Consider the following 24,216-nt stretch of genomic DNA (forward strand, 5'->3'; position numbering starts at 1 on the left):
TGTGCGCAGCAACATTTCCACCACTTGCGATCCGTGTCCAATACCTGATCAGTCCCTGATTGAGTTGAAATCGCACATAATCGAGTTCCGTGCATTCATATCGAGTTCATCTCAGTCCATGCCCGATTCGGTCCTGGCATGTGCATCCCCCATCTGCGAAGCTCGGATCATGCGCACCCGCGACGACCTCAGCATCCGGAACGCTCGTCTGACGATCGACGGCGACCCCGTCGACATCGGCATCGTCGACGGGCGGATCGTCTCCCTGACGGCATCCGCCGTCGGCGTCGGCGCCACCGGACCGAACGTGCTCGACGCCGAAGGACGTCTCGCACTGCCCGGTGCGATCGACCCGCACATCCATCTGGGCAACGGCCCGCACAGCGTGTACGACGACCTGGTGACGGAGACACGGATGGCCGTGGCCGGCGGGGTCACCACGATCTTCCCGTTCCTCATCTCGCCCGACTCGTACACCGAGCTCATGGACGGTCTGGCCGACGCCGTGTCCGAGAACAGCCTCGTCGACGTCTTCCCGCAGCTGGGGATCGTCGGGAGTGAGCAGATCGGCCAGGTCGCCGAGCTGCACCGCCGATACGGGGTGCGCGGCTTCAAGTGCTTCATGGGCTACAAGGGAACGGATGCCTCGCCCAGCGGCATCCGTGGGATCGACGACGCGACCATCCTCGAACTCATGACCCTCGTCGCGAGGATCCCCGGCGGACGACTGACCGTCCACCCCGAGAACATGGAGATCGTCGACGCCGCCCGCACGCGCGTCGAAGCCGCCGATCCGGCCGGTTCCCTCCCCTCGTGGAACCGCGCCCGTCCGGCCATCGCCGAGACGGAGGCGATCGGCCGCGCGCTCGCGTTCGCCCGTGCGACCGGCTGCCCGATCGCCATCCCGCACATCAGCGTCGGCAGCGACGTCGCCGTCCTGCGCGCGCAGGCAGCGGGTGTCGACGTCGTCTTCGAGACGTGCCCGCACTTCACGACCTTCAGCTGCGAGGATGAGCTCGGCACGTGGGGCAAGGTGAACCCCCCGCTGCGCACCCCCGCCGAGCGCGACGACCTCGCCGCCGCGATCCGCCGGGGGGAGATCGACACGCTCGGCAGCGACCACTGCCCGTTCGACGCCCCGACCAAGGAGATCGACAAGGGCATCTGGGGCGCGCGCGCCGGCATCCCGAACGGGTCGGCGGTCATCCTGCCCGCCGCCCTGCAGCTGCTGGCCGACGACCCGGATCCGGAGGCCGTCGTCCGACTGACCTCGCGCAACGCCGCCGGGCGCTACGGCATCCCCGGCAAGGGCCGCATCGCGCTGGGCGCCGACGCCGACATCGCCCTCATCGATCTCGGCGTCCCCGAGCCCTTCGACTCGGCGCGCCTCGGCGGCGTCGCGACGGCCTCGCCCTACGACGGCCGCAGCTTCACCGACAGCGTGTGGGCGACCATCGCACGGGGTGCGGTCGTCTATGCCGACGGCACCGCCCGCACCCCGGACGGACACGCGCGCCTGGTCGGGCTCGACGCCGCGACCGGCGGCGCAGAAGGAGGAGCGCTCGGATGATCTCGAAGACGACGGCGGATGCCGCGGAGGCCGTCTCCGCGATCCGCGACGGGATGACGGTGATGATCGGCGGCTTCGGCACGGCCGGACAGCCCGTCGAGCTCATCGACGCGCTCGTCGCCCACGGCGCGGGCGACCTCACCGTCATCAGCAACAACGCCGGAAACGGCACGACGGGCATCGCCGCCCTCCTCGCGGCCGGCCGGGTGCGCAGGGTCGTGTGCTCGTTCCCCCGGCAGGCGGACTCCCAGGTCTTCGACGCGCTGTACCGCAGCGGCGAGGTCGAACTCGAACTCGTGCCCCAGGGGAACCTCGCCGAGCGCATCCGCGCGGCAGGCGCCGGCATCGGCGCGTTCTACACCCCCACCGGCTACGGAACCCTCCTCGCCGAGGGCAAGGAGACCCGCGAGATCGACGGACGGATGTACGTCCTCGAGCATCCGCTGCACGCCGATGTCGCACTGATCGGTGCGCACCGCGGTGACCGCTGGGGCAACCTCGTGTACCGAAAGACGGCCCGCAACTTCGGCCCCGTCATGGCCGCGGCCGCGCGGACGACGATCGCCCAGGTCGACGAGGTCGTCGAACTCGGGGACCTCGACCCCGAAGCCGTGATCACCCCGGGCATCTACGTCGACCACGTCGTGCCCGTCGGTGCACGCACGCAGACAGGAGCAGACGCATGACCACGCGCATCAGCCGCTCCGAACTGGCGGCGCACATCGCCGCCGCGATCGGCGAGGGCGAGATCGTCAACCTCGGCATCGGCGCGCCGACCCTCGTGGCCGACCATCTTCCCGCAGACCGGGAGATCATCCTGCACACCGAGAACGGGATGCTGGGGATGGGCGGTCGCCCCCCGGCCGGTCAGGAGGACCCGGATCTCATCAACGCCGGGAAGGAGCCGGTGACCGCGAAACCCGGCGCCGCGTACTTCCACCACGCCGACTCCTTCGCCATGATGCGCGGCGGACATCTCGACGTGTGCGTACTCGGCGCGTTCCAGGTGTCCGAGCACGGCGACCTCGCCAACTGGTCCACCGGTGAGCCGGACGCCATCCCCGCCGTGGGCGGGGCGATGGACCTCGCCCTGGGCGCGAAGCGCGTGTTCGTGATGACCGACCTGCTCGCCAGGGACGGCAGCTCCAAGCTCGTCTCGCAGTGCACGTATCCCGTCACCGCGCTGAACTGCGTGAGCCGCGTCTACACCGACCGCGCCGTCTTCGACGTGACCGGCGACGGGCTGGCCGTGATCACCCTGTTCGGCGACAACACGGTCGCCGAACTGAGCGACCTGACCGGTCTGACGCTCATCGACGCCACCGAGTCCGGGGCCTGAGGGCCCCGACCTGAGAGGAGACACCATGTCGGCGAGTTTCGTCTACGACGCCGTCCGCACGCCGTTCGGGCGCCTGGGCCGGTCGCTGTCCGGCATCCGTCCCGACGATCTGGCGGCCGGTGTGATCACCGGACTGATCGAGCGGCACCCCGAGCTGGACACCGCGCGCATCGACGAGGTGCTCCTCGGGGATGCGAACCAGGCCGGCGAGGACAACCGCAACGTCGCCCGGATGGCGGCGCTGCTGGCAGGGCTCCCGGTGTCCGTCGCGGGTGCGACGGTGAACCGGCTGTGCGGTTCGGGCATGGAGGCCGCGATCCAGGCCAGCAGGGCGATCGAGACGGGCGACGCGCGACTGCAGATCGCCGGCGGCGTGGAGTCCATGAGCCGCGCGCCGTGGGTCATGCTCAAGCCCTCCCGCGCCTTCCCCGCCGGTCACGAGACCATGCACTCGACGACGCTCGGGTGGCGGATGACGAACCCGCGGATGCCGGATCAGTGGACCGTCTCCCTGGGTGAGACGGCCGAGATCCTCGCCGATCGGTTCTCGATCAGCCGCGAGGAGCAGGACCGGTTCGCCCTGGCCAGCCATCGTCGGGCTGCCGAGGCCTGGGATCGGGGCGTCTTCGCGGAGGAGACGGTCGCCGTGCCCGGCGTCGCCCTGGAGCGCGACGAGGGCATCCGTGCGGACACCTCGCTCGAGGCCCTCGCCGGGCTCGCCCCGGCATTCCGCGAGGCCGGCACCGTGACCGCCGGCAACTCGTCCCCGCTCAGCGACGGGGCGGCCGCGCTGCTGATCGGTGCCGAGGGCGCGCTGCCCGACGAGCCCCTTGCGCGCATCGCCGGTCGGGGCGTCGCGGCGAACGAGCCGCACCTGTTCGGCATCGCGCCCGTCGAGGCCGCCAACCGCGCGCTCGCACGAGCCGGCCGGACCTGGCAGGACGTCGACGTCCTCGAGCTCAATGAGGCCTTCGCCGCGCAGAGCATCGCCTGCCTGCGCTCGTGGCCCGAGCTGGATCCGGCCGCGGTGAACATCCATGGTGGTGCGATCGCGATCGGTCACCCGCTGGGCGCCTCCGGCGCCCGCGTGCTCGGGCACGTCGCGCACGAGCTGCGCCGTCGCGGTGGCGGCGTGGGCGTCGCGGCCATCTGCATCGGCGTCGGCCAGGCGCTGGCCGTCGTGCTGGAACGCTGATCCGCGCGGATCGCGGGGAGCGGACGCGACGTCAGGTCGTGGCGAGGTCACGGCGACGGAAGCCGACGAACCCGACCAGCAGCAGGAAGAGCGTCACCAGGCTGATCCAGAGCAGTCCCCATCCGTCGGCACCGGATTCGGTGACGTTCGGGACGTGCCAGAAGGGGCTGATCGCGAGGACCCAGTCCCACAGCTTGAACGTCGGCCCGAGCAGGGTCAGCACGAATGCGGCGAAGACGCCGACCCAGGCCGCGAGCGACACCTCGGGACGCGCGCCGATCACGGCGACGGAGACGGCCGTGATCGTCCAGACGGCGGGGATCGTTGCCGCCGCCTGCAGGACGGTGTCGCCGAATCCCGCGCCGATGTCCGCACCGGCGGCCAGCGCGGCGATGATGACACCCGCGATGAGGACGTGCACCGCCGGCACGATCAGCGCCAGGACCACGTTCGACGCGTAGAAGCGGGGGCGCGAGACCGCACCGGCCAGGAGGGGTTCGACCCGGTCCTCCATCTCCTCGCTGCGGATCTTGACCATCACCTGCACGCCCGGGATCGCGGCGATGATGCCGACGAGGCTGAGGATCGTGACGAGGAACGCGCTCGTGAGCGCCTCCGGGGTGGCGGCGCCGGCGGCGAGGATCGCGGCGACCGCACTGTCCTTGCCGAGCAGGTCCTGGATCGACGCCGCGAAGGAGCCGAACACCACGCCGAGCAGGGCGAACGCGATGGTCCAGGTGAGGATCGGACCCCTGTTCAGCGTGACCGCCAGGTGCCGGGTGGACCGCACCCGTCCTCGGGCGGGGCCGGGGCGGGGCGCGATGGCGCCCTGACCGAAGTCGCGACGGGCCTGAAGCACGAACGCGATGATCAGCGCGACGACGGTGAGGGCGAGCGCGTACAGGAGAGGCCACCCGTCGTTCCCGGTCGCGGGTCGGGTCTCGGTCATCCACCCCAGCGGGTTGATCCAGATCGTCCACGATGGGGCGCCGACCGAGTAGGCGAATCCGCGCATGATGAACAGCACGCCCAGGGCGCCGACGGCGAGGGAGCTCGCGGTGCGGGCGTCGGAGCCGAGCTGCGCGGTCACCCCCGCGATGCCGGTGAACATCCATCCGGTCGCGGTGAACGTCGCCGCCAGCAGCACCGACGCCGGCCAGTCCCCTCCGCACAGCCCGGTGACGGCGGCGGAGACGACGCCGACGAGGACGGAGCCGATCAGTGCCACACCGACGCCGGCGAGCAGTCGGCTGCCGCGGCCGAGCACGCCCGAGGCCAGCAGCTCCGCCTGACCGGAGTCCTCCTGGCCGCGGGTGGCCTTCGTCACGGTGAGGATCGCGCCGAGCGCGACGAGGAACCCTGCCAGCGCGAGCGACCGCCAGGCGTTGAACCCGTCGCTGGTGTGCACATCGAAGGCGGGGCCGAAGACGATGCCCAGGGCGGGATTCGCGCGGAGCGCGGTCGACAGGCCCGCGCGGTCTTCGGCGGTGGGGAAGATCCACGGATAGACGAGCACGGACGACGCCGAGAGCGCCGTGGCGATGGCGATCCACGGGGCGAAGCCGCGCAGGTCGTGCCGCAGGGAGGCGACCAGCAGCGGGCGGATGCCCGCGAGCACCGTGCTCACGGCTCCGCCGCCGCATCCGCGTCGTTCTCGTACAGACGCAGGAACAGCGACTCCAGCGACGGCGGCTCCACCGTCAGCGATGCCAGACCGTATGGTGCCAGCAGCGTCATCGCGTCGCCGATCCTGTCCGCGTCGGCCGTCGCCGTCAGCCTGCCGCCGTCCAGATGCACGTCGTGCAGCGATGCGAGATCGGCGGCGACGGGGATGCGCTCGAGCCTGGCGCGGATGGTCGTGCGCGCCTGCGCGCGCATCTCGCCCAGGGTGCCGGTCTCGACGATCCTGCCGTCACGGATGATGGAGAGCCGGTCGGCGAGGGTCTCGACCTCGGCGAGGATGTGGCTGGACAGCAGCACCGAGACGCCACGCGCCTTCGCCTCGCCGACGACCTCGGTGAACACCGCCTCCATCAGCGGGTCCAGGCCGCTCGTCGGCTCGTCGAGGATCAGAAGCTCGGCGTCCGAGGCGAGGGCGGAGACGATCGCGACCTTCTGACGGTTGCCCTTCGAGTACTGGCGCCCGCGCTTGGTGGGATCCAACTCGAAGCGCTCGACGAGCTCCGCGCGGCGCTGCTCGTTCAGGCCGCCGCGCATCGCCCCGAGCAGGTCGATCGCCTCGCCGCCGGTCATGTTCGGCCACAGCGACACGTCCCCGGGCACGTATGCGAGGCGTCGGTGCAGCTCGACGACGTCCTGCCACGGGTCCCCGCCGAGCACCTTCGCGGTGCCGCTGTCGGCTTTCAGCAGCCCCAGCAGCACGCGGATCGTGGTCGACTTGCCGGCGCCGTTCGGCCCGAGGAAACCGTGCACCTCGCCCTCGGCCACGCTCAGGTCGAGACCGTTCAAGGCCCGGAACCTGCCGAAGCTCTTGACCAGACCCCGCACCTCGATCACGTGCTCCGCGTTCATCGGCGATGTCCCTCCGATCGGCACGCCTCATCAGGGGAATCAACTTACACCGCGTCCCCGCCGTCTTCTCAGACCCTCGTCGAGACGACGGCCTCGCTCGGCCCGCCGCAGCGCTCGGTGCCGCCCGTGCGCGTCCATTCGGGCGCGACCTCGGACTCCGTGAGCACTGCTCCGTCGACATCGAGAGCACGCACCGTGAACGTCTCCGGCAGGCCGGCCACGGAGAAGATCCAGGCGTCGGTGTCGTGCTCCGCGACGGTGACGAGTCCGAGCGGCCCCGACGGGTCGATGTCCTCCGCAGGCGCGCACCCGGCATCCGTGCACAGCTGCACCCGGTCGACGACCGCCGCGTCGCCGCCGAGCTCGACCGTCAGCGTGTTCGACCAACCGATCGCCGGGCACACCGTCGCACCGGAGCAGCCGGCCGACACGGATGCGACGAGCAGGCTCGCGGCGGCCGCCGCCGCCCGCCCGCGGCCCGTCGTCCTCGTCGCGCAGCCGCTCGCCGGCCTACGACTCGGCACCCCGGCTCTCCTCCTCCAGCTGCTTGAGCCGTCTGAGCTTGGACCACGGGTAGCACGCGATCCACACGATGGACGCGATCGATGCGCCCATGATCAGCGATGAGATGTCCATGGGGACGACCATACGAGATGTCCGCGATCCCGACAGCGGCGATCTGCGCGGAGGGGAAGAACCCGATCACGGCGCGTCCATCGGCACGAACACACCGAACCCATTCACTCGTCGGGCCTACGGGCCGACTCACCGTGCGCGAGGGGGTGTCTGGTTTCAGGACATCGTTGACGGCTGGTCGCGGGGATCCGGTTCGTGATCGTTGACACCTGAGTCGGGTGATCGTTGACGACGCGAGGGTCGTGATCGTTGACGAGTGAGTCGCGTGATCGTTGACGGATGAAGCCGAAGAACCTCGTCATCGTCCGCGCTGTCACCGACCAGGGCCTCACCCACGTGGAAGCCGCCGCACCGTCAGCAGCATGAACACCGGCGAGATCATCGCCGAATTCACCATCGACCCCACCAAGAACTACCAACCCAAGAACCCTTGACCAGCACCGTCAACGATCACGCGACTCACCAGTCCCCCGCCAGCCGTCAACACCCCAAGACACGAAAAAGTCCTGAGCTGCGACCAGTCCGTAAACTATGTCGCGACTCAGGACACCGTGCGCGAGGGGGGACTTGAACTGACCTCGACCCCCTCGCGCCGCGAATCTCGGTAGAGCGTTCTGCCGCATGAAACCAACGATCTACGACATCTGACCTGTGGATAACTCCATCGCGATACCCCAACCTACAGGTTGTTTAGCACTTTCGTTAGCACTTTTTGCGGCTTGGGGAGCCGTGGAACCTCGGTTCGGGCTACACCCTTGGCCGACCTGCTACGAGGCTTCAACTCGCCAGTTCGTATCAGAGCACTTTGAACCCGTCGGCTCCGGTTGGCGGCATCATTTGTCAGGTTGACTAGGCCGTGTTGATAAACGCCTTCGGGTGCCTCGTGGGCGAATCTTGGACCGTGTTGCGTGATGTGATCTCGGATGAGGCGTGGGCTGTGATCGGGCCGCTGTTCCCGACTGCGAAGTCGACGGGTCGGCCGCCGGTGGATCGGCGCACGGCGGTCGAGGCGATGGCGTGGCGGTTCCGGACCGGGGCACCGTGGCGGGACGTGCCGGAGCGGTTCGGGAACTGGAACACGATCTACAAGAACTTCAACCGGTGGTCCGAGCAGGGCGTGTGGGCGCGGGTGCTGGAGAAGACGCAGTCGCTCGCGCAGCAGTCCGGTGATCTGGATTGGGTCGCGTCGATCGACTCCACGATCGTGCGCGTGCATCAGCATGGTGCGACCCTTCCGCGCACCACCGGGGGGCATTGTCGAACTACAAGAAGTTCGGTGACGAGCCGCCCGATCATGCGATCGGCCGCTCCCGTGGCGGGTTGACGACGAAGAATCACCTGGTCTGCGACGGGAAGGGACGCGCTCTCGCGTTCATCCTCACCCCGGGGCAGGCGGCGGACACCAGCATGCTGCCCGCGACGCTGCGCGAGATCCGCGTCCCCGGCGCGAGGGGTAGGCCACGGTCGAGGCCGGACCGGGTGCTCGCGGACAGGGGCTACCCATCGAAGGCGAACCGGGCCGGGCTGCGCGAGCGCGGGATCGCGGCGACGATCCCGGAGCGTGAGGATCAGATCGCTCACCGACGCAAGCGGCGCGGCCGGCCGATCGACTTCGGTGACGAGCAGCGGGCCCGCTACCGCGACCGTAACGTCGTCGAGCGGTGCTTCAACAAGCTCAAGCAGTGGCGCGGGATAGCGATGCGCTCAGACAAGCTCGCCCGCAACTACCACGCCGGCCTCTGCCTCGCCGCCACTCTGCACTGGCTCGGCAGCATGTCGGCTCCGGAGCGCATCGAGGGAGATCAACTCGCGGTCACGGTATCCTTGTGAGCATGATGACCAGCCAGGCCCGCGTCGGCCGCTCCCAGAACGGCGATCTGGTCGTGCGCTGATCCGCGCTCCTCCTTGTGTGAGTGACCCAAACTCACCCACACGACACAAGGAGAATCATGACAGCACACTTCAACCACACAATCATCGCCTCGATCGACGCTGCCGAAATGGCGGAGTTCTATCGTGACCTGCTCGAAGCCGACGACGCGCCCGCATGGGGCCCGTTCGTCAACGTCCAGATCGCCGGCGGGGTATTGCTGCAGTTCGCAGCCCCGCCGATGGAGTTCCCGCCGCAGCACTACGCATTTCTCCTCGAAGACCCCCACTTCGACCGTGCATACGCCAAGATCACTGACTACGGCTTCGATCACTGGGCAGACCCCCAGCGCTCCAAGCCCGGAGAGATCAACCACGAGCACGGCGGTCGAGGCGTCTACCTTCTCGATCCCTCAGGGCACTATCTCGAGCTGATCACCCAGCCGTACCTCTGACCCGCAGCGGGCGCGACGGAACATTCGCTCCGCCCACCCTGATGCTGACCGGGGGCGGGGCCGGCTCGAAACCCCGACCCCGGTTTAGCAACACGGCCTAGAGCAGGCCGGCTTGATGGGCGAGTACGGCGGCCTGTACTCGACGCTCTACGCCGAGGCGTTGAAGCACTTCGCTGACATAGCCTTTGACTGTTGCTTCGGAGAGATACAAGCTGCTGGCGATTCGGGCGTTGTCCTCTCCTCGCGCGATCCCGAGGAGGACTTCGTGTTGACGCGGGGTGAGTCGTGAGACAAGCTCGTGGGCGTCGGCTTGCCGCGTCATCGGACCGGCAGCGTTCTCCAGTAACCAGCGGGCCACGACGGGCGATAATGCCGCACCGCCAGCTTGGACGGTGTGCACCGCGTTGACCAGGTCTTCCGGGGCGCTGGCTTTCGTCACATATCCGTCTACCGACACTTCTACAGCTCGTCGCAGATACTCAGTGTCGGCGAACGTCGTCAACACGACCAGTCGCGCAGGTACCCCTGCCGCGCGCAGGTCTGCGATCGCATCGAGCCCCGATCGGCCCGGCATCCTCACGTCCATCAACACAACGTCACACTGAGCCTTTCGTACCGCGGGAACGATGCCGAGACCGTCTCCGTGTTCGAGGACGACACGGATGCGTGGATCGTTTTCGAGGATCGTGCGCAGGCCCGCTCGGATGAGCGGTTCGTCGTCGATCAGTGCGACACGGATAGCGTGGGAGCCGTCGTTGACATTCGGTGCGGGGGTCATGGTGCTGGGATAGTCGTTGTCGAGTTCACTTGCCCGTTCGTGAAACAGACTTCGTAGACCTCGGTGCGCTCGAAGGGACTGAAAGTCGACTCGTAGTGGCGACAGTCCCCCGATCCCACTTGCTGCGGCGGTGCTTCCATCTCCACAATCGGAAGTCGGGAGCGGGCGCTGCTCTCAGACTCCCCGACGGTGATGGCGGCGAAATCTGTGGCGGAAAGGCGGGAGAGCGCAGCCTGACCGAGCACCATGCCCACGGGAATCGCGATCATGAGCGCGGCAGTCGCCACGGGGAGAGCGATGAGCATCCGCCGCGTTCGGCGACGCCGATGCATGAGTGTACGTCGAGCTTCGTTCACTCCGGTGGTGGCCTGTAGCGGCAGACTCGCTCGAATATGCCAACCGTCACCACTGGGTCCGGTTTTCAGTGAACCGCCCAACTCTTCGACCTGGGTGCGAAGCCCTCGCAGTCCGCGTCCGCCTGTGGGTGAGATGGTCGGCCCGACCGCGGTATCGACTGCATCGTTCTCCACACCGATGACGACCTCGTCACGGTCGCTTCGGATACGGATGCGGATCGGTGCTCCGGGTGCGTGGCGCAGCGCGTTCGTGCATCCCTCTCGCACCACCGAAATCGCGGTGCTGGTCGTGGTCGACGACGGCGTCGATCCAGCCAGGTTCCTCGCGACCTGAATATCGACCTGCACCGGGGTCTCAGTTTGACGGACAGTATCGGCGATGTGTTCGATGCTTTCCTCCAATCCCGAGCCTTCTGCCTCCAGGCTGAGACCGCTGACTGACCGATTCAGCGCCTCGACGCACTCTGCGATGGAAGCGCGCAACCGTTCGAGATCGGGTGCGAGATCCGTGCCTGCGCGCGTGCGTAGAGCGGCGGCCTCGATCGAAGCGAGCGTGAGGCGATGACCGAGGTCATCGTGGATCGTCCGCGAAAGCTCGGCGGCATGCGCCGAACGGATACGCTGCTCGGTCTCGACGGCGCGCGATTCTTTCTGCGCTGCGAGTTCCCAACCAAGCTCTGCCTCCTGACGGCGCAACAGCATCAGACGCCCCGTAAGCACAGCGGCGACGGACACTGGCAGCGAGATCGCGACCCAAACCAAGACATCGGACATGCTTCATATTCTCCCGGCCTTTCCTTACTGCATACACCCGCCGTTCGGGGGTACTTTGCTAAGCGAGGAGGGGCCGGACGGCCCTGCCGCCGCGCGTTCACGAGTTTCTACCGTGAGATGCATGAGCAGAACGGCAACAATAGCAACGACGACGCACTCCCGATTCACGCGCACTCGTCTGGCCGCTGCCATTGGCGTGGCCCTCGCGCTCATGGCGCAGATCATGCCGATCCAGGCCGCCTCGGCTGCACCGCAGGAGGACGTCCAGGGATGGCTGGAGGAGGTGAACGCGAGCGGAGTTCCGGCGATCGCCGTTGTCGTCACACACGGGAACGAGGTCGCGGTGGAAGCTGGCGCAGGGCAGGTCGACGGTCGCCCGGTCGATGAGCACACATCATTCCGCATCGAGTCGCTCTCGAAATCGTTCACCGCGACCGCGGTCATGCAACTCGTCGAGGAGAAACGGGTTGACCTCGATGTGCCGGTAACGCAGTATCTGCCGGATCTGCGACTCGATGACGAGCGTGCCGAGAGCATCACTGTGCGACAACTCCTGAATCAATCGAGCGGAATCAGCGACGCGACCCTCGGGTTCGACCAATACGCTGCCGGACCGCAGACTCCGCGAGAAGCAGGCGAACTGCTGTCGCGCAGTCGACTCGCTTTCGACCCCGGAACGGATTGGGCCTACTCGAATCCCAACTACTGGATCTGCGCCCAGCTCATCGAAGAAGTCTCCGGCCAGGATCTGGATACCTATCTGCAACAGAACATCCTTGACCCGCTAGGAATGGATGAGACTACGAGTGCGTCCACCAGCGGTCAGGTTCAGGGTGCTCCGGGGCATGCGCAGGCGTTCGGGGCACCGGTTCGAGTCACCGGTCCCGACAGTTGGGTCGCTGGTGCTGGTGGCGTGACCTCCACGGCTCACGATCTGGGCATCTGGCTCCGCTTCCAGCACGGTGTGCTGCCCGGCGGTGAGGAGGTGCTGTCCGCGGCAATGCGCGACGAGATGCACCGTCGCCAAGCACCGGAAGGGGGCCTGTATGCGCTGGGCTGGTACAGCGGCCCACCGGCAGACGGCGGCGTCGAACGGGTCTCACACTCCGGCGTCGGCGCGGGAACCAGCGCCTACCAGGGGTTGTTTCCCCACGAAACCGGTATAGCAGTTCTACAGGCGAGTTCTGCACTGGATTCCTACGAGATAGCGGCCTCTCTGTATGAAGCATCTTCGACCGGGGAACTCGGAACTGCGCCACCGGCACCCGGGCCGGGCCGGGACATCGTGATCACCCTCGTCGCCATTGCGCTTCTCGGGCTGTTTGCGCGAGGGATTGTGCGGAGCGCGCGTTGGGCAAGGCGTCTTGGGAAAATCCGCGCCACCATCACGCTCGGGATCGGCGCTGTCGTGGCAGCGGTGCTGTTCACAGTTCCAGTATGGGGCTCCGCTATCTTGGGACGCGCCGCGACCTGGCCTATCCTGTTCGCCGGAGCACCAATCCCCGTCATCGCGGTCCTAGCAATAGCGGTCGGAGTTGGCCTGCTCATCATCGCGCGACTCGCTCGGCTCATCGCCTATGTTGCAGCAGAACAGCATGGTCAATAAATGGAAAACGTAGAACCCTGCTGTCGATCGCGGCGCAGTCACTCTCCCGTCGATGGCAGCCAAGCCTTGCCTCGTCGATAAGCGCTGAGTACTCGCCCAACGCAGCAACGCTTCGCTTTCTCTCCTCCGCCCCACGTAGGCTCCTCTAACTCATCCCTGTTCTTCTGAATGAACGTATGCTACCGTGGTAGATAACATAGTTTCCGTATTGGAAATCCTGGGTGGTGAGCCTCATGCATGGCGGCGTGATCCTGTTCCGGGGAACCGGGGCCGACGCGCGCCGCTATGTCGAGGCCGACCGCTCTCGCGCGGATGACTACTACCTCGGCGCTGACGCGTCCGTGGCGGATTTCACTGCGCTCGATGGTGCCGGGAACGTGACAGTCGCGCTGGGCCTCCACCCGGAGGCGTATGCAGCATGGGTGGACTGGGCGAGCCCGCTCACAGGCGAGTCGATGGGCAGGCCCCGTTTGCCGGGCGAGGGGCGGCAGGGGTCTCCGCGGTTCGCGGAGATGGTCGTGAACGCCCCCAAGTCGCTGTCGATCGCCGCCGCGCTCCACCCCGAAGTCTCTGCTGCTCTCGACCGGGCGCAGCAGGACGCGGTGGCGGAGATTCAGCGGTGGCTCGCTCAGCACTCCGTGACCCGTGTGGGTCCGCGCGGCAAGCAGGAGGTTGTGCCCGTCCAGCAGTTGCAGACGGTGGCGGTGTCGCACCGCACGTCCCGGGCGGGTGATCCGCACCGGCATATCCACTTCCAGATCGGCACCCGCGTATGGGCGGCCGGGAAGCGGCGGGCGCTGGACACGGCGGCGTTGTTCCGGCAGCAGGGCGCGATTCGCGCGCTCGGTACTGCCGTGATCGCCGCGCACCCGGAGCTTGCGGAGGTGCTGGATCGGCACGGCCTGACTCTTGACCCCGTATCGGGTGAGGTGGTCGAGCTCGAGCGGTTCAACGGCGTGATGAGCAAGCGCGGCGAGCAAGTGCGCCGACACCTCGAACGGTTCGAAGCGGAGTGGGAGGCGGCACATCCCGGCGAGTCGATGGGGCCGGTTGTCTCCGCGCGTCTCGCGGCGAAAGCGTGGGCGCACGAGCGGCCCGCGAAGAAGCCCACGACCCTCCGCGAAGAGCAGGCGTGGGTGACCGAGCTGCACGACGTCGGCTACGACCCGGCCAGGTTGCGCCGGCCTGCGCGCCGTACGCCGGCGTCACTTGACGACCTCTCCGTGCAGACCGTCGCGAACCGGGCACTGGATCGGTGCGCGGCTGGTGGTTCGGCGTGGACGAGGCATACGGTGCAGGAGCACGCGACACGGATCATGACCGAGTATGGCGTGCAAGCAGCGCCCGCCGAGATACGCGAGTTCGTGAACGTCGCAACGGCGTTGGCGATGGAGGATTGCTTCTCGATCCTCCCGCCTGGCACACCCGCCCCGGAGCATGTGGCGCACCGCACCAGCCTGCGTGTCGTGCAGGCGGAGACGGAGCTGCGCGACCTCATCGCCGCGCGCATCCCGCAACAAGACCCGGAGCACCCGGACGTAAGCCGGGCGGCGCGCAGGCGCGGCCTGGACGCCGGGCAGGAGCGCGCCGCCGCCGCGGTCGCATCGACCGACCCGCTCGTGATCGGAGAAGGAGCAGCAGGTAGCGGGAAGACGACGATGCTCGGTGTTGCAGTCGAAGCCGCCGCACTGCACGGGCGGGCGTCGCGGGTAGTTGCGCCGACGCTGCGCGCCGCGCAGGTCGCACACGATGAACTCGGCGTGCCCGCGACCAGTGTTGCGGCGCTCGTGCACGCTCACGGATGGCGATGGAACAGCGACGGCGTATGGACACGCCTCGCACCCGGCGACACCGACCCCGACACCGGGCACACCTATCACGGCCCAGTCGAGGGCGCGCGGCTGGCGCGGGGTGAGCGGGTGATCGTCGACGAGGCCGGAATGCTCGACCAGGACACCGCAATCGCCCTCCTGACCGTCTGCGATGAGGCGGGCGCAACGGTCGCACTCGTCGGGGATCGCGCGCAGCTCGCCGCCGTCGGACGCGGCGGGGTGCTCGACATGGCCGCACAGCTCCGGGGCCGCACGTTCGACATGGCGCAGGTGCACCGTTTCACTGACCGCGCCTACGCCGACCTGACGGTGCGGATGCGGGACGGTGGCAACCCCGGCGAGGTGTTCGACCAACTCACCGCGCTCGGCCTCGTACGCCTGCACGCCAGCAACGAAGACGTGCGCGAGCACATCGCCAAGCGAAGCCGGGAGGGAGAAACCGTCACGGTCACGTCCAATGACGAGGCTCGCGCTGTGAACGCGCGTATCCGTGAGGAACGGGTGGCGCGTGGTGAGGTCGACGACCATCGCACCGCGACCGGCAACGACGGCCTCCCCATCGGTGCTGGGGACGTGATCCAAACGCGCAAGAACAACACCAGCATCGGTGTGGCGAACCGTCAGAACTGGATCGTGCAACGCGTCGAGCAGGACGGGGCATTGCGTGTGCGCGAGGCGGGGAACGGGCGGAAGCGGCAGCGCACCGTGCGCCTGCCCGCCGAGTATGTGGCCGAACACGCGCACCTGTCGTATGCGGCGACCGCCTACGGGGTGCAGGGCGCGACCGTCACCGGGTCGCACACGATCCTCACCGACGCCACCAGCGCGGCAGGTGTCTATGTCGGCATGACTCGCGGCCGCGAACAGAACCTGCTGCACGTCGTTGCCGAGACCCAGGAGCAGGCGCGGGAGCAGTTCATCGCGGCGATGGAGCGGGACCGTGCCGACCGAGGCCTCACCGACGCGACCGAACGCGCAGCAGACGCTGTGCGGGGGCTCGTGAACGATGGGCCGGTACGGCTCGTGCAGACGGAGCGGGCACGCCTGACGCAGCTCATCGAACGCGCAGAGCAGCACGCAGCACTGTTCGAGGATGCCGCCGCCCGATTCGCCGCACAGAAGCAAGCGCATCACGTCGAAGCCGAGGAGCACGCCGAGCGTGTGACCCATGCCAAGGCGCTTGCAGAGCACACCCGGCACGCGTTCACCGCCGAAGTGGAGACGCGGGTGCGGACAGATGGGCAAGAACTCGTGGAGGCTCGCGCGCAGCTTCAGGCCGCTCGCGACGCGGCGCGTGCGGCGAAGTTCGGGCGCAGGCGCACCGCCGCCCGGGACATCAACACCGCGGAAGAGTCGGTGGCGAAGATCGAGCAGCGCGTCACCCAGACCTGGGGCACCTCGCCGTCTCTCTTGCGCCCTGTCGCCGAGTGGGCGACGAAGATCGCGACGGAACACGCTGACGCTCACTCGGAGGTGCAGGTGGCTGAACAGGCTCTCAGCGACACCGAGGCCGCGAGGCAGCAGGCGGCCCAGCGGCAGGCCGTCGAACGGGATCGCCTCACCGTCGAGGTGTACGGCGCGGAGCAGGCACGGCAGATGCGAGGCACCTTCCGCACCCCGAACCCCAAGGCCGACGCCGAACGCGCCAGGAAGCGGGCAGCCGACGCGCGGCGGGTCATCGCTGAGTTGGATGCCCGCCCCGTCGCTGAGGCCGCCGAATGGCTCGCCCAGCGGCGAGAGCAGCAACGGGCCGAGCGCGAGGCGCTGCAAGCCCGTCAGGAGGCCCTCACGCGCCGCAACGCGGGGCTGACGAGGACTGGCCCGGATCAGCGGCGAGAAGGGCCGGGGCGCAGCTTGTGACCCGGCCTGGTGACGCTACAGAGACAGCCCACCGTGGGGCGTTGGCGGCTCCGGGCGGCGCGCGCCCGTGCCGAACGACCCCGCGGCCGAATGAGAACGTCGGCGGCGGGCTGCGTCGAGTTCGCGATCCAGCACGTCCGGCGTCCGCGAGACACCCCGCGCTTGGAAGCTGCGCACCTGCTCCACCGTCACCGCCTCCCCAGCTCGCCCGCCTGCGTCGAGCCGGTGGAGGTTCGGCCGGATCAGCGCGTCGATGCCTGTGTGGTCTTCCACGATCGCGAGGGTGCGGGCGTGGGCGAACACGTCGCCGGGAATCTGAGACCAGTCGATGACCCATCCGGCGTCGCGGGCGAGCTGGTTGAACATGATGTGCTGACTGCGGGTGTTCACGTCACGGAACGGGTGGATCGCGGTCGTCTCACCCCACACCCAGGCCAGCCCGTCGGAGAACGCATCCGCGTCCAGGCCGCGGAGATGGTCACGGGCAGCGAGTTCCCCGAAGACGCGCTCAGCCTCGGGCACGATGAACGGCGGACGGCAGTGTGCGATACCCGTGCCGCCGGGGTGCGTGTCGGTGTCGCGGATGTCACCACCCCAGACATACAGATCGGCAGTCAGATGCCGGTGGATGGCCTGCAAGTGGGCGAGGTCGTATCGGCCGGGGATGGGGTGCTCGGTGAGTTCGACCATGCGCTGATGGATCGCGGCCGTCTCCACGGCTTTCCAGCGGTCGTAGTCGGTGATGCCGAGCTTGTTGATCAGAACGAGGCTGTTCGGGTAGCTGTAGCGGTCGGGCACTGGTGCTCCTGCCCGGACGGGTTACTTCTCGGGGAAGCGGTCAAGCGCCGCAGCGATCGCCTCGCGCACCGCCTCATCCGCGGACAGTTCACCGCGCACCTGACGGCGGGCAATCTCTCGGTCCGCCTCAGTCACGACCGCACCGGCCGTGACCTGCCCGGCCTCGACCTCCGCGAGCACTCGCCGGACATGGGCCTCGGATACCGGAGTCTTGAGAGCCATGCGGGGTGCCTCCTTATGGTTGGCGTTCTGTACCTAGTTTACGTCGCCCCACCGACATCCACCCGGAAGCCAGGGGCGGGGGTGCCGATTCGGCACAGCCAGCGGAGTGTCAGGATTCGCCGGTATCAGTCCCGACATCTGCGAAGAGGGCGAGGAACTTCTCACGCGGGATCACGATGCGCCGACCGAGCTTCACATGCGGGATGGTGCCCTCGTTGATGCTCGTGGTGATCGTGCGGGGATCGACGCCGAGTGCTTCGGCGGCTTCTTTGCGGGTGATGACGAGGCTGCGTCGCCCACGGAGGTCGTCCATGTCGAGGGTGCTCTGCCGCATGTCGCACCATCCGTTCGTGTCAGCGCCGAGAAATATGGTTCATCCCACCGTAGAGAATCGCACTTGCGCTGTCAAGCATTGCGCTGTAGTTTTCTACTATGGAAAACGAGAGGGTGCGGGGCAACCCCGCAGGCATCACGAACACGCACGTCGCACAGAACATCCGTGCGGCCCGGCAAGCGATCGGTATGGACTTGCGCACCATGTCCGACGGGCTGAGAGCCGCAGGGCGCAAGCTCTCCACCTCGGGCATCAGCAAGTTGGAGGCCGGGGATCGCCGCGTGGACGTGGACGACCTGACCGTGATCGCCTACCTGCTGCGCACCACCCCCGCCGCGCTCCTGACCCCGCCCGACGAGCAGACGACCCTCACCGGGGTGCCGGAAGGGTATGAGCCGGAGGAGATCGACAGGTGGATGCGCGGGGAACTCGTGCTCACCGATGAGGGGCTGTTCAACTACTGGCAGCAGGAATGGGTGATCTGCACCGACCGCATCCACCACCTCGAAACCACCCTCGCAGGCATGACCGCCCCAAGCAAGGACGATCCCGAGAAGCCGAGCGCCCACCCCAAGACCATCGCCGCCTACCAGGAACGTTTGGAGACAGCGCGGGCACGCGCGCGTGTGATCCGGGAGCGAGGCGTGCAACTCGACCCGGAGGGGCGTGTGTTCAACGCCGCCGACTACATCCAGAACTACGGCGATACCCATCGGCCCGGGCAGACGACGGCAAGGAGCACCCTGTCATGACGAAGAAGCCACAGTCCGCAGGGCGGGGCGGCGGGGGTGAGAAGCAGCAGCGGCGCTCCCGTTCCCGGCAGCCCGGTTCGATCCAGGCTTACGACACCGACATGGGGAAGCGGTGGCGGTTCCAGATCTACGTCCTGAAAGACCCCGAATACCCCGAGATGGGATCGCGGCGGCTGACTCGTTCCGGGTTCACCAGCACCGATGAGGCGAACGACGCCTTGCAGGAGGCGTTGAAGCAGCGCAAGCAGAACGAGAAGTTCGGCAACAAGGTGCCGACCGTGGGGACTTACGCGGATGAGTGGGTGGCAGGACTCAAGCTCGCGGCGTCCACGATCACCGGGTACAAGAAGATCATCCGCAACCACATCAGCCCCCAGCTCGGCGCGATCCGGCTCGACAAGCTCACCGCCACCCGTATCGCCCGCCACTACCGCGACCTCGAAGACCACGGCCGCAACGACGAATACGGCAAAGGACAGCCGCTCTCTGCCAACAGCGTCCACAAGGTGCATGTCGTGCTGGGTGCGATCCTCGACGCGGCGATCGACGACGGGCACCTGACGGTGAACCCGGCGAAGAAGAAGCGCACCGTGAAGCCGCCGAAGTCCAGCGAGGTGCGGGCGCAGAAACCCGAGATCGCGACCTGGACGGCCGAGCAGTTGCAGACCTTCCTCACCTGGAACCGCGACACCCTCGACGACGAACTGTTCCCGCTGTGGCGACTCATCGCCTACACCGGCATGCGCCGCTCCGAAGCGCTCGCCCTCAAGTGGTCGGACATCAACACGAAGACGATGCGAGTCAGCATCCGCCGCGCCGTCGATACCGACGACTGGACGAAGACGAAGACCACCAAGACCGGGCAAGCCCGCGTCATCGACGTGGACACCGAGACATTGAAGGTGCTCGCCTCCTACAAGGTCGCGCGGGCCGAGGTGTCGTTCGAGCTTGCGAAAGCCGACGCCTACATCTTCGGCGACGACGACGGGAAGCTCCGCTCACCCGACGCGATGACCAGCCGCTGGGATCGCCGCCTCAAATGGGCCACCGCGAAGTTCGACTCCCTACACCGGGTCACAATCAAAGGACTGCGTCACACCCACGCGACCCTGCTGCTCGAACTCGGCGAACACCCCAAGGTCGTGCAAGAGCGGCTCGGGCACTCCACGATCACCACGACGATGAACATCTACTCTCACGTCACCCCGACCATGCAGCGCTCCGCTGTAGACCGCTTCGCCGCCCATCTCAACTCGTAAGACCTATGGTCGTGCGTCGGCATCGCAACGCTAAAGGGACCCTGTCGTCGCCGATACGGGACGCCGTTGCATGAGCCGCATGATTCCGGTCACCTTCTAGTCTCCGAGAGCGTCTCGGCCTGTAGCCGAATGGCGCGAGAACAGTTAGCCTCTCGCAATTTCCCGAGGTGGCGTCGGCGTCAGCATGAAGAGTCGCCCGGCCAGCCCCGGCTACGAGAGACTGCCGCGGGAATATCATTTCGGAGTCACGGATGATCGGAGCGCTCGAGAGTGTTCGCGAGCGTCTGGATGAACTTGCCGACCGCATTAGGGGCTGGCAGGTCGATTCGGAGTCGGATGCTTCCCGCTTTCGGTCCTGTGCCGTTGACGATTGCCGCCCCGCCGAGTTGGTCGAGAAGCGGGCCTATGGCGTCTGCTGCATCGGCGGGCAGATGGCCGACGCCGCGTCCGTTGGAGGTGACGGCGACCCCGGCTGGGGATCTTCGCGTGCGGGGCTGGGTGCGGAGGACGTAGGTGCGAGGCGCTTGGCTGTCGCGTTCGCGATCGTTCACGAGGTAGTGGGTCCGTTCCAGGGCGACAGGCCGTGTCGGCAGGTGCCGGAGATCGGGAAGTTCGTGGTGGCGACTGATGCGACCGGTTGTGATGTGTAGAAGTTGTTCCCACCATGCGGGCATGAGCGCCCCTTCTCCTCGGATCGGTATGCCATCACCGCGGCGGAGCACTCTCCCACTATGTCAGCCCGTGCTGTGAATCCTCCGGTCAGCCGCAGGCCCGAACAGATCGCGCAGAGGCAATTTCGTTGATCACCGGTATTCTCGGGCGATTGAGCGTAGCGTGAGGAGCATGTGGACAGTTCTTCTCATCTTGCTTGTGGCATGGGTGGTGCTGTCGATCGTGGGATTCGTATTCGAGGGCCTGCTCTGGTTGGCCATCATCGGAATCGTGCTCTTCATCGGCACCCTGATCTTCGGGATACTCCGGCAGCGCGCCAAGCGAGCCAAGGCGTAGTCACCCCGCGCGGGACGCACGGGGCGCGGTCCACCTCCCTTGCCGTGGCGCCGAGGTTTCTAAAGGCGTGACGGCCGCTGCCGGGCGGCGGTGCCCTTCTCCACCGAGTTCGTTTCGGCCGCCACGCGCACATGCAGGGCGCCTGGGCGGACACTGACACGAACACGGGTGATGTGGCCGAAGCTGTCGCCGTCGAGTTCGATGAGGTGAGGGGCGTCGAACCGGGCGTCGAACCGGGTTCCTTGAACGTATGCGAGTGCGTGGAGGTCGGGTTTCTGCTGGAGGATCTTGCGGCTGAGCGGGGAGCGGCGGGCGAGGCCTTGCAGGGTGAGGCGGGTTCCGATCCGCGCCCACCCGAAGCGTCCTGTCGGGCGCATCATCACGACGTCCAGCAGCCCGTCGTCGATGATCGCAGCGGGGATCAGGAGCATGTTCCCGGTGAGGGTTCCGCAGTTGCCGACGATGACCGTGTGCGCCCGCGTCGACCTCACCCGCCCTCCGTCGATTCGGTAGTCGAGATGGAAGAGCTTGTTCACGATGACCGAGCGGGCGATCGGTGTGACGTACGCGAACCAGCCGAGATGCTTTTTCGCGATGGTGCTCGTGCTCTCCGCCATCTCCGCATCCAGTCCGATGCCGGCCATGACCATGAACGTGTGCGAACGCCGGGCGCCGCTCTCGTCCTCGAGCTCAGCCACCCCGACATCCACGGACCGGTCCTCACCTGCGAAGGCAACGGAGACGCAGGCGGCGATGTCGTTGAGCGGCGCACCGATATCACGTGCGAGGAGATTGCCGGTGCCCAGGGGAACCAGCGCGACCGGGATGCCCGTGCCTTGCATCACCTCCGCGACGGCTCGGACCGTGCCGTCGCCGCCCGCGACCATCACCACCGCCGGATCAGCAGCGAGAGCGTGCTCCGCGGCGGCCCGGCCCGCGTCGTCGCTGCGGGTCTCGTACCAGCGCGTCTGCGCCCACCCGTGCTGGATTTCATACTCCGCGACCACGGGGCGAAGCCGCTCCAGCGGGGTCTTCGCGGGGTTATAAACGACGACGGCGGCGGCGTGCCGTCGCCCGGCTGCCGGGTGGTCGCGCGTGCTCACTGCGGGGCTGCGGTGATGTAACGGCGCTGCTCGACCAGGGGGCAGGTGAACACGTCGCGCTCCCCGAGCCCGACACGGTTGATGTACCGCACGATGATCGCATAGGACGCCAGCAGCCCGGTCTGCACATACGGCACATCATGGCTCCGGCAGTACGCGGCGATGATAGGCGCCGCCTTGCGCAGGTGAGGGCGCGGCATGGACGGAAAGAGGTGATGCTCGATCTGATAATTCAACCCGCCCATCGCGGTGTCGAGCAGACGTCCGCCGCGGACGTTTCGGCTCATCATCGCCTGGCGGCGCAGGAAGTCGAAGCTCGCATCGCTCGGCACGATCGGCATCCCCTTGTGGTTCGGGGCGAACGAGACGCCCATGTAGAACCCGAAGAGCCCGAGCTGCACCGCGAGGAACACGAACGCGATGCCCGGCGACAGCACGAGGAAGACGAGCACCGGGAAACCGACCAGCCGGACCAAGAGGAACCCGATCTCGACCCATCGCCTGCTCAACGGACCGCGCGTGACCACCCGACGCACCCCGGACGCATGCAGCGAGACACCTTCCAGGAGCAGGATCGGGAAGAAGAAGATCCCCTGATGCGAGCGCAACCACGACAGAACCCGCCCTCTCGGCGCGGCACGCTCGGGAGCCACGACGATCACCGGCAGCTCGATGTCCGGATCAGACCCCAGCTTGTTCGGATTCGCGTGGTGACGGGTGTGCTTGTGCTGCCACCACCCGTAGCTCATCCCCACCAGCAGGTCGCCGAGGACAAGGCTCACCCAATCGTTCCACTTGCCCGAAACGAAGATCTGCCGGTGCGCCGAATCATGCCCGAGAAAGGCGATCTGCGTGAACACTACCGCCAGGAACACCGCCGTGAACAGCTGCCACCACGTGTCACCGATCCACACGAACGCCAACAGCCCGCCGGTGAGCACGAGCGGCAAGCCGATCAGCTTCGACCAGTAATACCCATATCGGCGACGCAGCAACCCCTGATCCCGGATCGTCTTCGCCAGGGCCGTGAACTCACTCCCAGCCCTGCCGCTCCGCCGATCCATCGAGCGCGGTGTGGTCGAACGAAACCCACCCATGATGCGCCCCACATCCCACGGCCACGGACGCCATCAACGCCCGTGACCACCCTCGTCAGTCCAGTCGTCGATACGGGCACGATCGTCGGTCGCCGCGACACGCCGATCCGGCTCAGGCACTCGTGTCTCGGAGGTGCGGAACGTCACCGACTCCGCGAGAGCCGCGACAGAGGCCGCTCTGTCATGCTCACCCGCAGCCGCCTCGCGGAACCGGACCGCCGCCGCATCCTGCTTCGCACGGACACCCTCGCTGATCTCCGCCAGGCGGTCAGCGAGCACGCCGCCGAGACCGTCGCGCAACTCCTCAAGATTCGTGTTCGCGATCTCCAAGCGACGATCCGAGATCGTCACCTCGACAGTCGAGTACCCTGCCTTCGCGAGACGTTCCCGCGTCTCGCTCCCCAGGATCTCCGTGATCTCGTCCCGTTCGGGGCGGCGCGTGAACACCGCCTCCACCGTGTAACGATCCGGGGCCTCATCAGTCATCAGCGCCGCAGGCAACGAACCCACCAGCACCGATCCCAGGCCCAGCGTCGCGGTATCTGCACCGCTCGTTCGTGTCTGCGTATCCATAACCCGACGTTACGCCCCCAACATGTACGCCTCACAGGTTCAACCAAACCCGCGCGCGCCGCAGAAAACTCCAGGAAACAACCGACCCCAGCACAGCGGTCGCACTCTCACCGGGGCTCGACACCGTCACATGTCTACGCATGGCACCGTGACCTGCACCACGCGCAGGGGACGAGCCGATGAACCGCCCCTTCAACGCGCGAAGGACAAATCTCCACCTCAGCCCGAGGAAGCCCTGAATGTCACCGTCGTTGGCGTCTTACGATCC

Annotated in this window: 23 protein-coding genes and 1 pseudogene; 11 read left to right on the forward strand and 13 right to left on the reverse strand. The window is 67.4% G+C overall.

From position 1 onward, the window contains the following. The first annotated feature begins 169 nt into the window (after nt 1-169). Genes ABD770_RS05720 through ABD770_RS05735 form a run of 4 tightly spaced genes read left to right on the forward strand, consistent with a single transcriptional unit; the run spans nt 170 to nt 4,104 of the window. Nucleotides 170-1,570 carry a dihydroorotase gene (locus ABD770_RS05720; protein WP_344818565.1) on the forward strand — a complete coding sequence of 467 codons (1,401 nt, stop codon included), beginning with the start codon at nt 170-172 and terminating at the stop codon, nt 1,568-1,570. Continuing rightward, on the forward strand, nt 1,567-2,256 hold the full coding sequence (locus tag ABD770_RS05725) for a 3-oxoacid CoA-transferase subunit A (protein ID WP_344818566.1): 690 nt from the start codon (nt 1,567-1,569) through the stop codon (nt 2,254-2,256). Before ABD770_RS05720 ends, ABD770_RS05725 begins: the two co-directional genes overlap by 4 nt. Continuing rightward, nucleotides 2,253-2,909 carry a 3-oxoacid CoA-transferase subunit B gene (locus ABD770_RS05730; RefSeq protein ID WP_344818567.1) on the forward strand — a complete coding sequence of 219 codons (657 nt, stop codon included), beginning with the start codon at nt 2,253-2,255 and terminating at the stop codon, nt 2,907-2,909. Before ABD770_RS05725 ends, ABD770_RS05730 begins: the two co-directional genes overlap by 4 nt. A gap of 25 nt (nt 2,910-2,934) precedes the next feature. Then, a complete protein-coding gene (locus tag ABD770_RS05735) occupies nt 2,935-4,104 on the forward strand; it encodes a thiolase family protein (RefSeq protein WP_344818568.1) in 1,170 nt (389 codons plus the stop codon). A gap of 31 nt (nt 4,105-4,135) precedes the next feature. On the opposite strand, the gene ABD770_RS05740 is transcribed toward ABD770_RS05735, so the two are convergent. The 4 genes from ABD770_RS05740 to ABD770_RS05755 form a co-directional block, all read right to left on the reverse strand. Next, entirely contained in the window at nt 4,136-5,731 is a 1,596-nt protein-coding gene (locus ABD770_RS05740; protein ID WP_344818569.1) for an ABC transporter permease, read from the reverse strand. Continuing rightward, complete coding sequence (locus ABD770_RS05745) at nt 5,728-6,636, reverse strand: ABC transporter ATP-binding protein (RefSeq protein WP_344818570.1); 909 nt, start codon at nt 6,634-6,636, stop codon at nt 5,728-5,730. The genes ABD770_RS05740 and ABD770_RS05745 overlap by 4 nt, the downstream gene beginning before the upstream one ends. A gap of 68 nt (nt 6,637-6,704) precedes the next feature. Then, entirely contained in the window at nt 6,705-7,160 is a 456-nt protein-coding gene (locus tag ABD770_RS05750; protein ID WP_344818571.1) for a hypothetical protein, read from the reverse strand. Then, the gene (locus ABD770_RS05755) at nt 7,147-7,272 is read right to left on the reverse strand and encodes a hypothetical protein (RefSeq protein ID WP_344818572.1); all 126 of its coding nucleotides are present in this window, start codon (nt 7,270-7,272) and stop codon (nt 7,147-7,149) included. The genes ABD770_RS05750 and ABD770_RS05755 overlap by 14 nt, the downstream gene beginning before the upstream one ends. Before the next feature lie 862 nt (nt 7,273-8,134). Between ABD770_RS05755 and ABD770_RS05760 the strand changes: the two are divergent. Beyond that, nucleotides 8,135-9,042, forward strand: a pseudogene (locus ABD770_RS05760) (IS5 family transposase); the annotation flags it as partial. Nucleotides 9,043-9,221: 179 nt separating this feature from the next. After that, a complete protein-coding gene (locus ABD770_RS05765) occupies nt 9,222-9,596 on the forward strand; it encodes a VOC family protein (RefSeq protein WP_167255895.1) in 375 nt (124 codons plus the stop codon). Between the two features lie 97 nt (nt 9,597-9,693). Here ABD770_RS05765 and ABD770_RS05770 read toward each other — a convergent pair whose 3' ends face one another. Continuing rightward, nucleotides 9,694-10,374 carry a response regulator gene (locus tag ABD770_RS05770; RefSeq protein ID WP_344818573.1) on the reverse strand — a complete coding sequence of 227 codons (681 nt, stop codon included), beginning with the start codon at nt 10,372-10,374 and terminating at the stop codon, nt 9,694-9,696. Further along, entirely contained in the window at nt 10,371-11,504 is a 1,134-nt protein-coding gene (locus tag ABD770_RS05775) for a sensor histidine kinase (RefSeq protein ID WP_344818574.1), read from the reverse strand. The genes ABD770_RS05770 and ABD770_RS05775 overlap by 4 nt, the downstream gene beginning before the upstream one ends. A 121-nt stretch (nt 11,505-11,625) precedes the next feature. Here ABD770_RS05775 and ABD770_RS05780 point away from each other — a divergent pair, with 121 nt between their 5' ends. Further along, complete coding sequence (locus ABD770_RS05780) at nt 11,626-13,110, forward strand: serine hydrolase domain-containing protein (RefSeq protein WP_344818575.1); 1,485 nt, start codon at nt 11,626-11,628, stop codon at nt 13,108-13,110. A gap of 233 nt (nt 13,111-13,343) precedes the next feature. After that, a complete protein-coding gene (mobF, locus tag ABD770_RS05785) occupies nt 13,344-16,802 on the forward strand; it encodes a MobF family relaxase (protein WP_344819871.1) in 3,459 nt (1,152 codons plus the stop codon). 15 nt (nt 16,803-16,817) lie between these two features. On the opposite strand, the gene ABD770_RS05790 is transcribed toward mobF, so the two are convergent. The 3 genes from ABD770_RS05790 to ABD770_RS05800 all read right to left on the reverse strand — a co-directional run bounded on the left by ABD770_RS05790 (nt 16,818) and on the right by ABD770_RS05800 (nt 18,156). Continuing rightward, entirely contained in the window at nt 16,818-17,600 is a 783-nt protein-coding gene (locus tag ABD770_RS05790; RefSeq protein WP_223172124.1) for a Fic/DOC family protein, read from the reverse strand. Between the two features lie 21 nt (nt 17,601-17,621). Beyond that, a complete protein-coding gene (locus ABD770_RS05795) occupies nt 17,622-17,822 on the reverse strand; it encodes a hypothetical protein (RefSeq protein WP_053546674.1) in 201 nt (66 codons plus the stop codon). 109 nt (nt 17,823-17,931) lie between these two features. Beyond that, nucleotides 17,932-18,156 (reverse strand): helix-turn-helix domain-containing protein, encoded by a 225-nt coding sequence (locus tag ABD770_RS05800; protein ID WP_223172125.1) that lies wholly within the window; start codon nt 18,154-18,156, stop codon nt 17,932-17,934. A 98-nt stretch (nt 18,157-18,254) separates the two neighbouring features. On the opposite strand from ABD770_RS05800, the gene ABD770_RS05805 reads away from it, so the two are divergent. Further along, nucleotides 18,255-18,908 (forward strand): helix-turn-helix domain-containing protein, encoded by a 654-nt coding sequence (locus tag ABD770_RS05805; protein WP_344818576.1) that lies wholly within the window; start codon nt 18,255-18,257, stop codon nt 18,906-18,908. Then, nucleotides 18,905-20,167 carry a tyrosine-type recombinase/integrase gene (locus ABD770_RS05810; protein WP_223172128.1) on the forward strand — a complete coding sequence of 421 codons (1,263 nt, stop codon included), beginning with the start codon at nt 18,905-18,907 and terminating at the stop codon, nt 20,165-20,167. The genes ABD770_RS05805 and ABD770_RS05810 overlap by 4 nt, the downstream gene beginning before the upstream one ends. Nucleotides 20,168-20,412: 245 nt before the next feature. Here ABD770_RS05810 and ABD770_RS05815 read toward each other — a convergent pair whose 3' ends face one another. Beyond that, nucleotides 20,413-20,841, reverse strand: coding sequence for a hypothetical protein (locus ABD770_RS05815; protein WP_344818577.1), 429 nt, complete (start codon nt 20,839-20,841; stop codon nt 20,413-20,415). 169 nt (nt 20,842-21,010) lie between these two features. Between ABD770_RS05815 and ABD770_RS05820 the strand changes: the two genes are divergently transcribed. Continuing rightward, nucleotides 21,011-21,175 carry a hypothetical protein gene (locus ABD770_RS05820; RefSeq protein WP_187674173.1) on the forward strand — a complete coding sequence of 55 codons (165 nt, stop codon included), beginning with the start codon at nt 21,011-21,013 and terminating at the stop codon, nt 21,173-21,175. A 59-nt stretch (nt 21,176-21,234) separates the two neighbouring features. On the opposite strand, the gene ABD770_RS05825 is transcribed toward ABD770_RS05820, so the two are convergent. The 3 genes from ABD770_RS05825 to ABD770_RS05835 form a co-directional block, all read right to left on the reverse strand. After that, nucleotides 21,235-22,278 (reverse strand): diacylglycerol/lipid kinase family protein, encoded by a 1,044-nt coding sequence (locus tag ABD770_RS05825; RefSeq protein WP_344818578.1) that lies wholly within the window; start codon nt 22,276-22,278, stop codon nt 21,235-21,237. Further along, nucleotides 22,275-23,342 carry a fatty acid desaturase family protein gene (locus ABD770_RS05830; RefSeq protein ID WP_344818579.1) on the reverse strand — a complete coding sequence of 356 codons (1,068 nt, stop codon included), beginning with the start codon at nt 23,340-23,342 and terminating at the stop codon, nt 22,275-22,277. The genes ABD770_RS05825 and ABD770_RS05830 overlap by 4 nt, the downstream gene beginning before the upstream one ends. 66 nt (nt 23,343-23,408) lie before the next feature. Next, on the reverse strand, nt 23,409-23,948 hold the full coding sequence (locus tag ABD770_RS05835; RefSeq protein WP_193598844.1) for a hypothetical protein: 540 nt from the start codon (nt 23,946-23,948) through the stop codon (nt 23,409-23,411). Nucleotides 23,949-24,216: the final 268 nt, after the last annotated feature.

Origin of the sequence: Microbacterium soli (genome assembly GCF_039539005.1) — a bacterium.
In the GTDB taxonomy this organism is placed as follows: Bacteria; Actinomycetota; Actinomycetes; order Actinomycetales; family Microbacteriaceae; genus Microbacterium; species Microbacterium soli.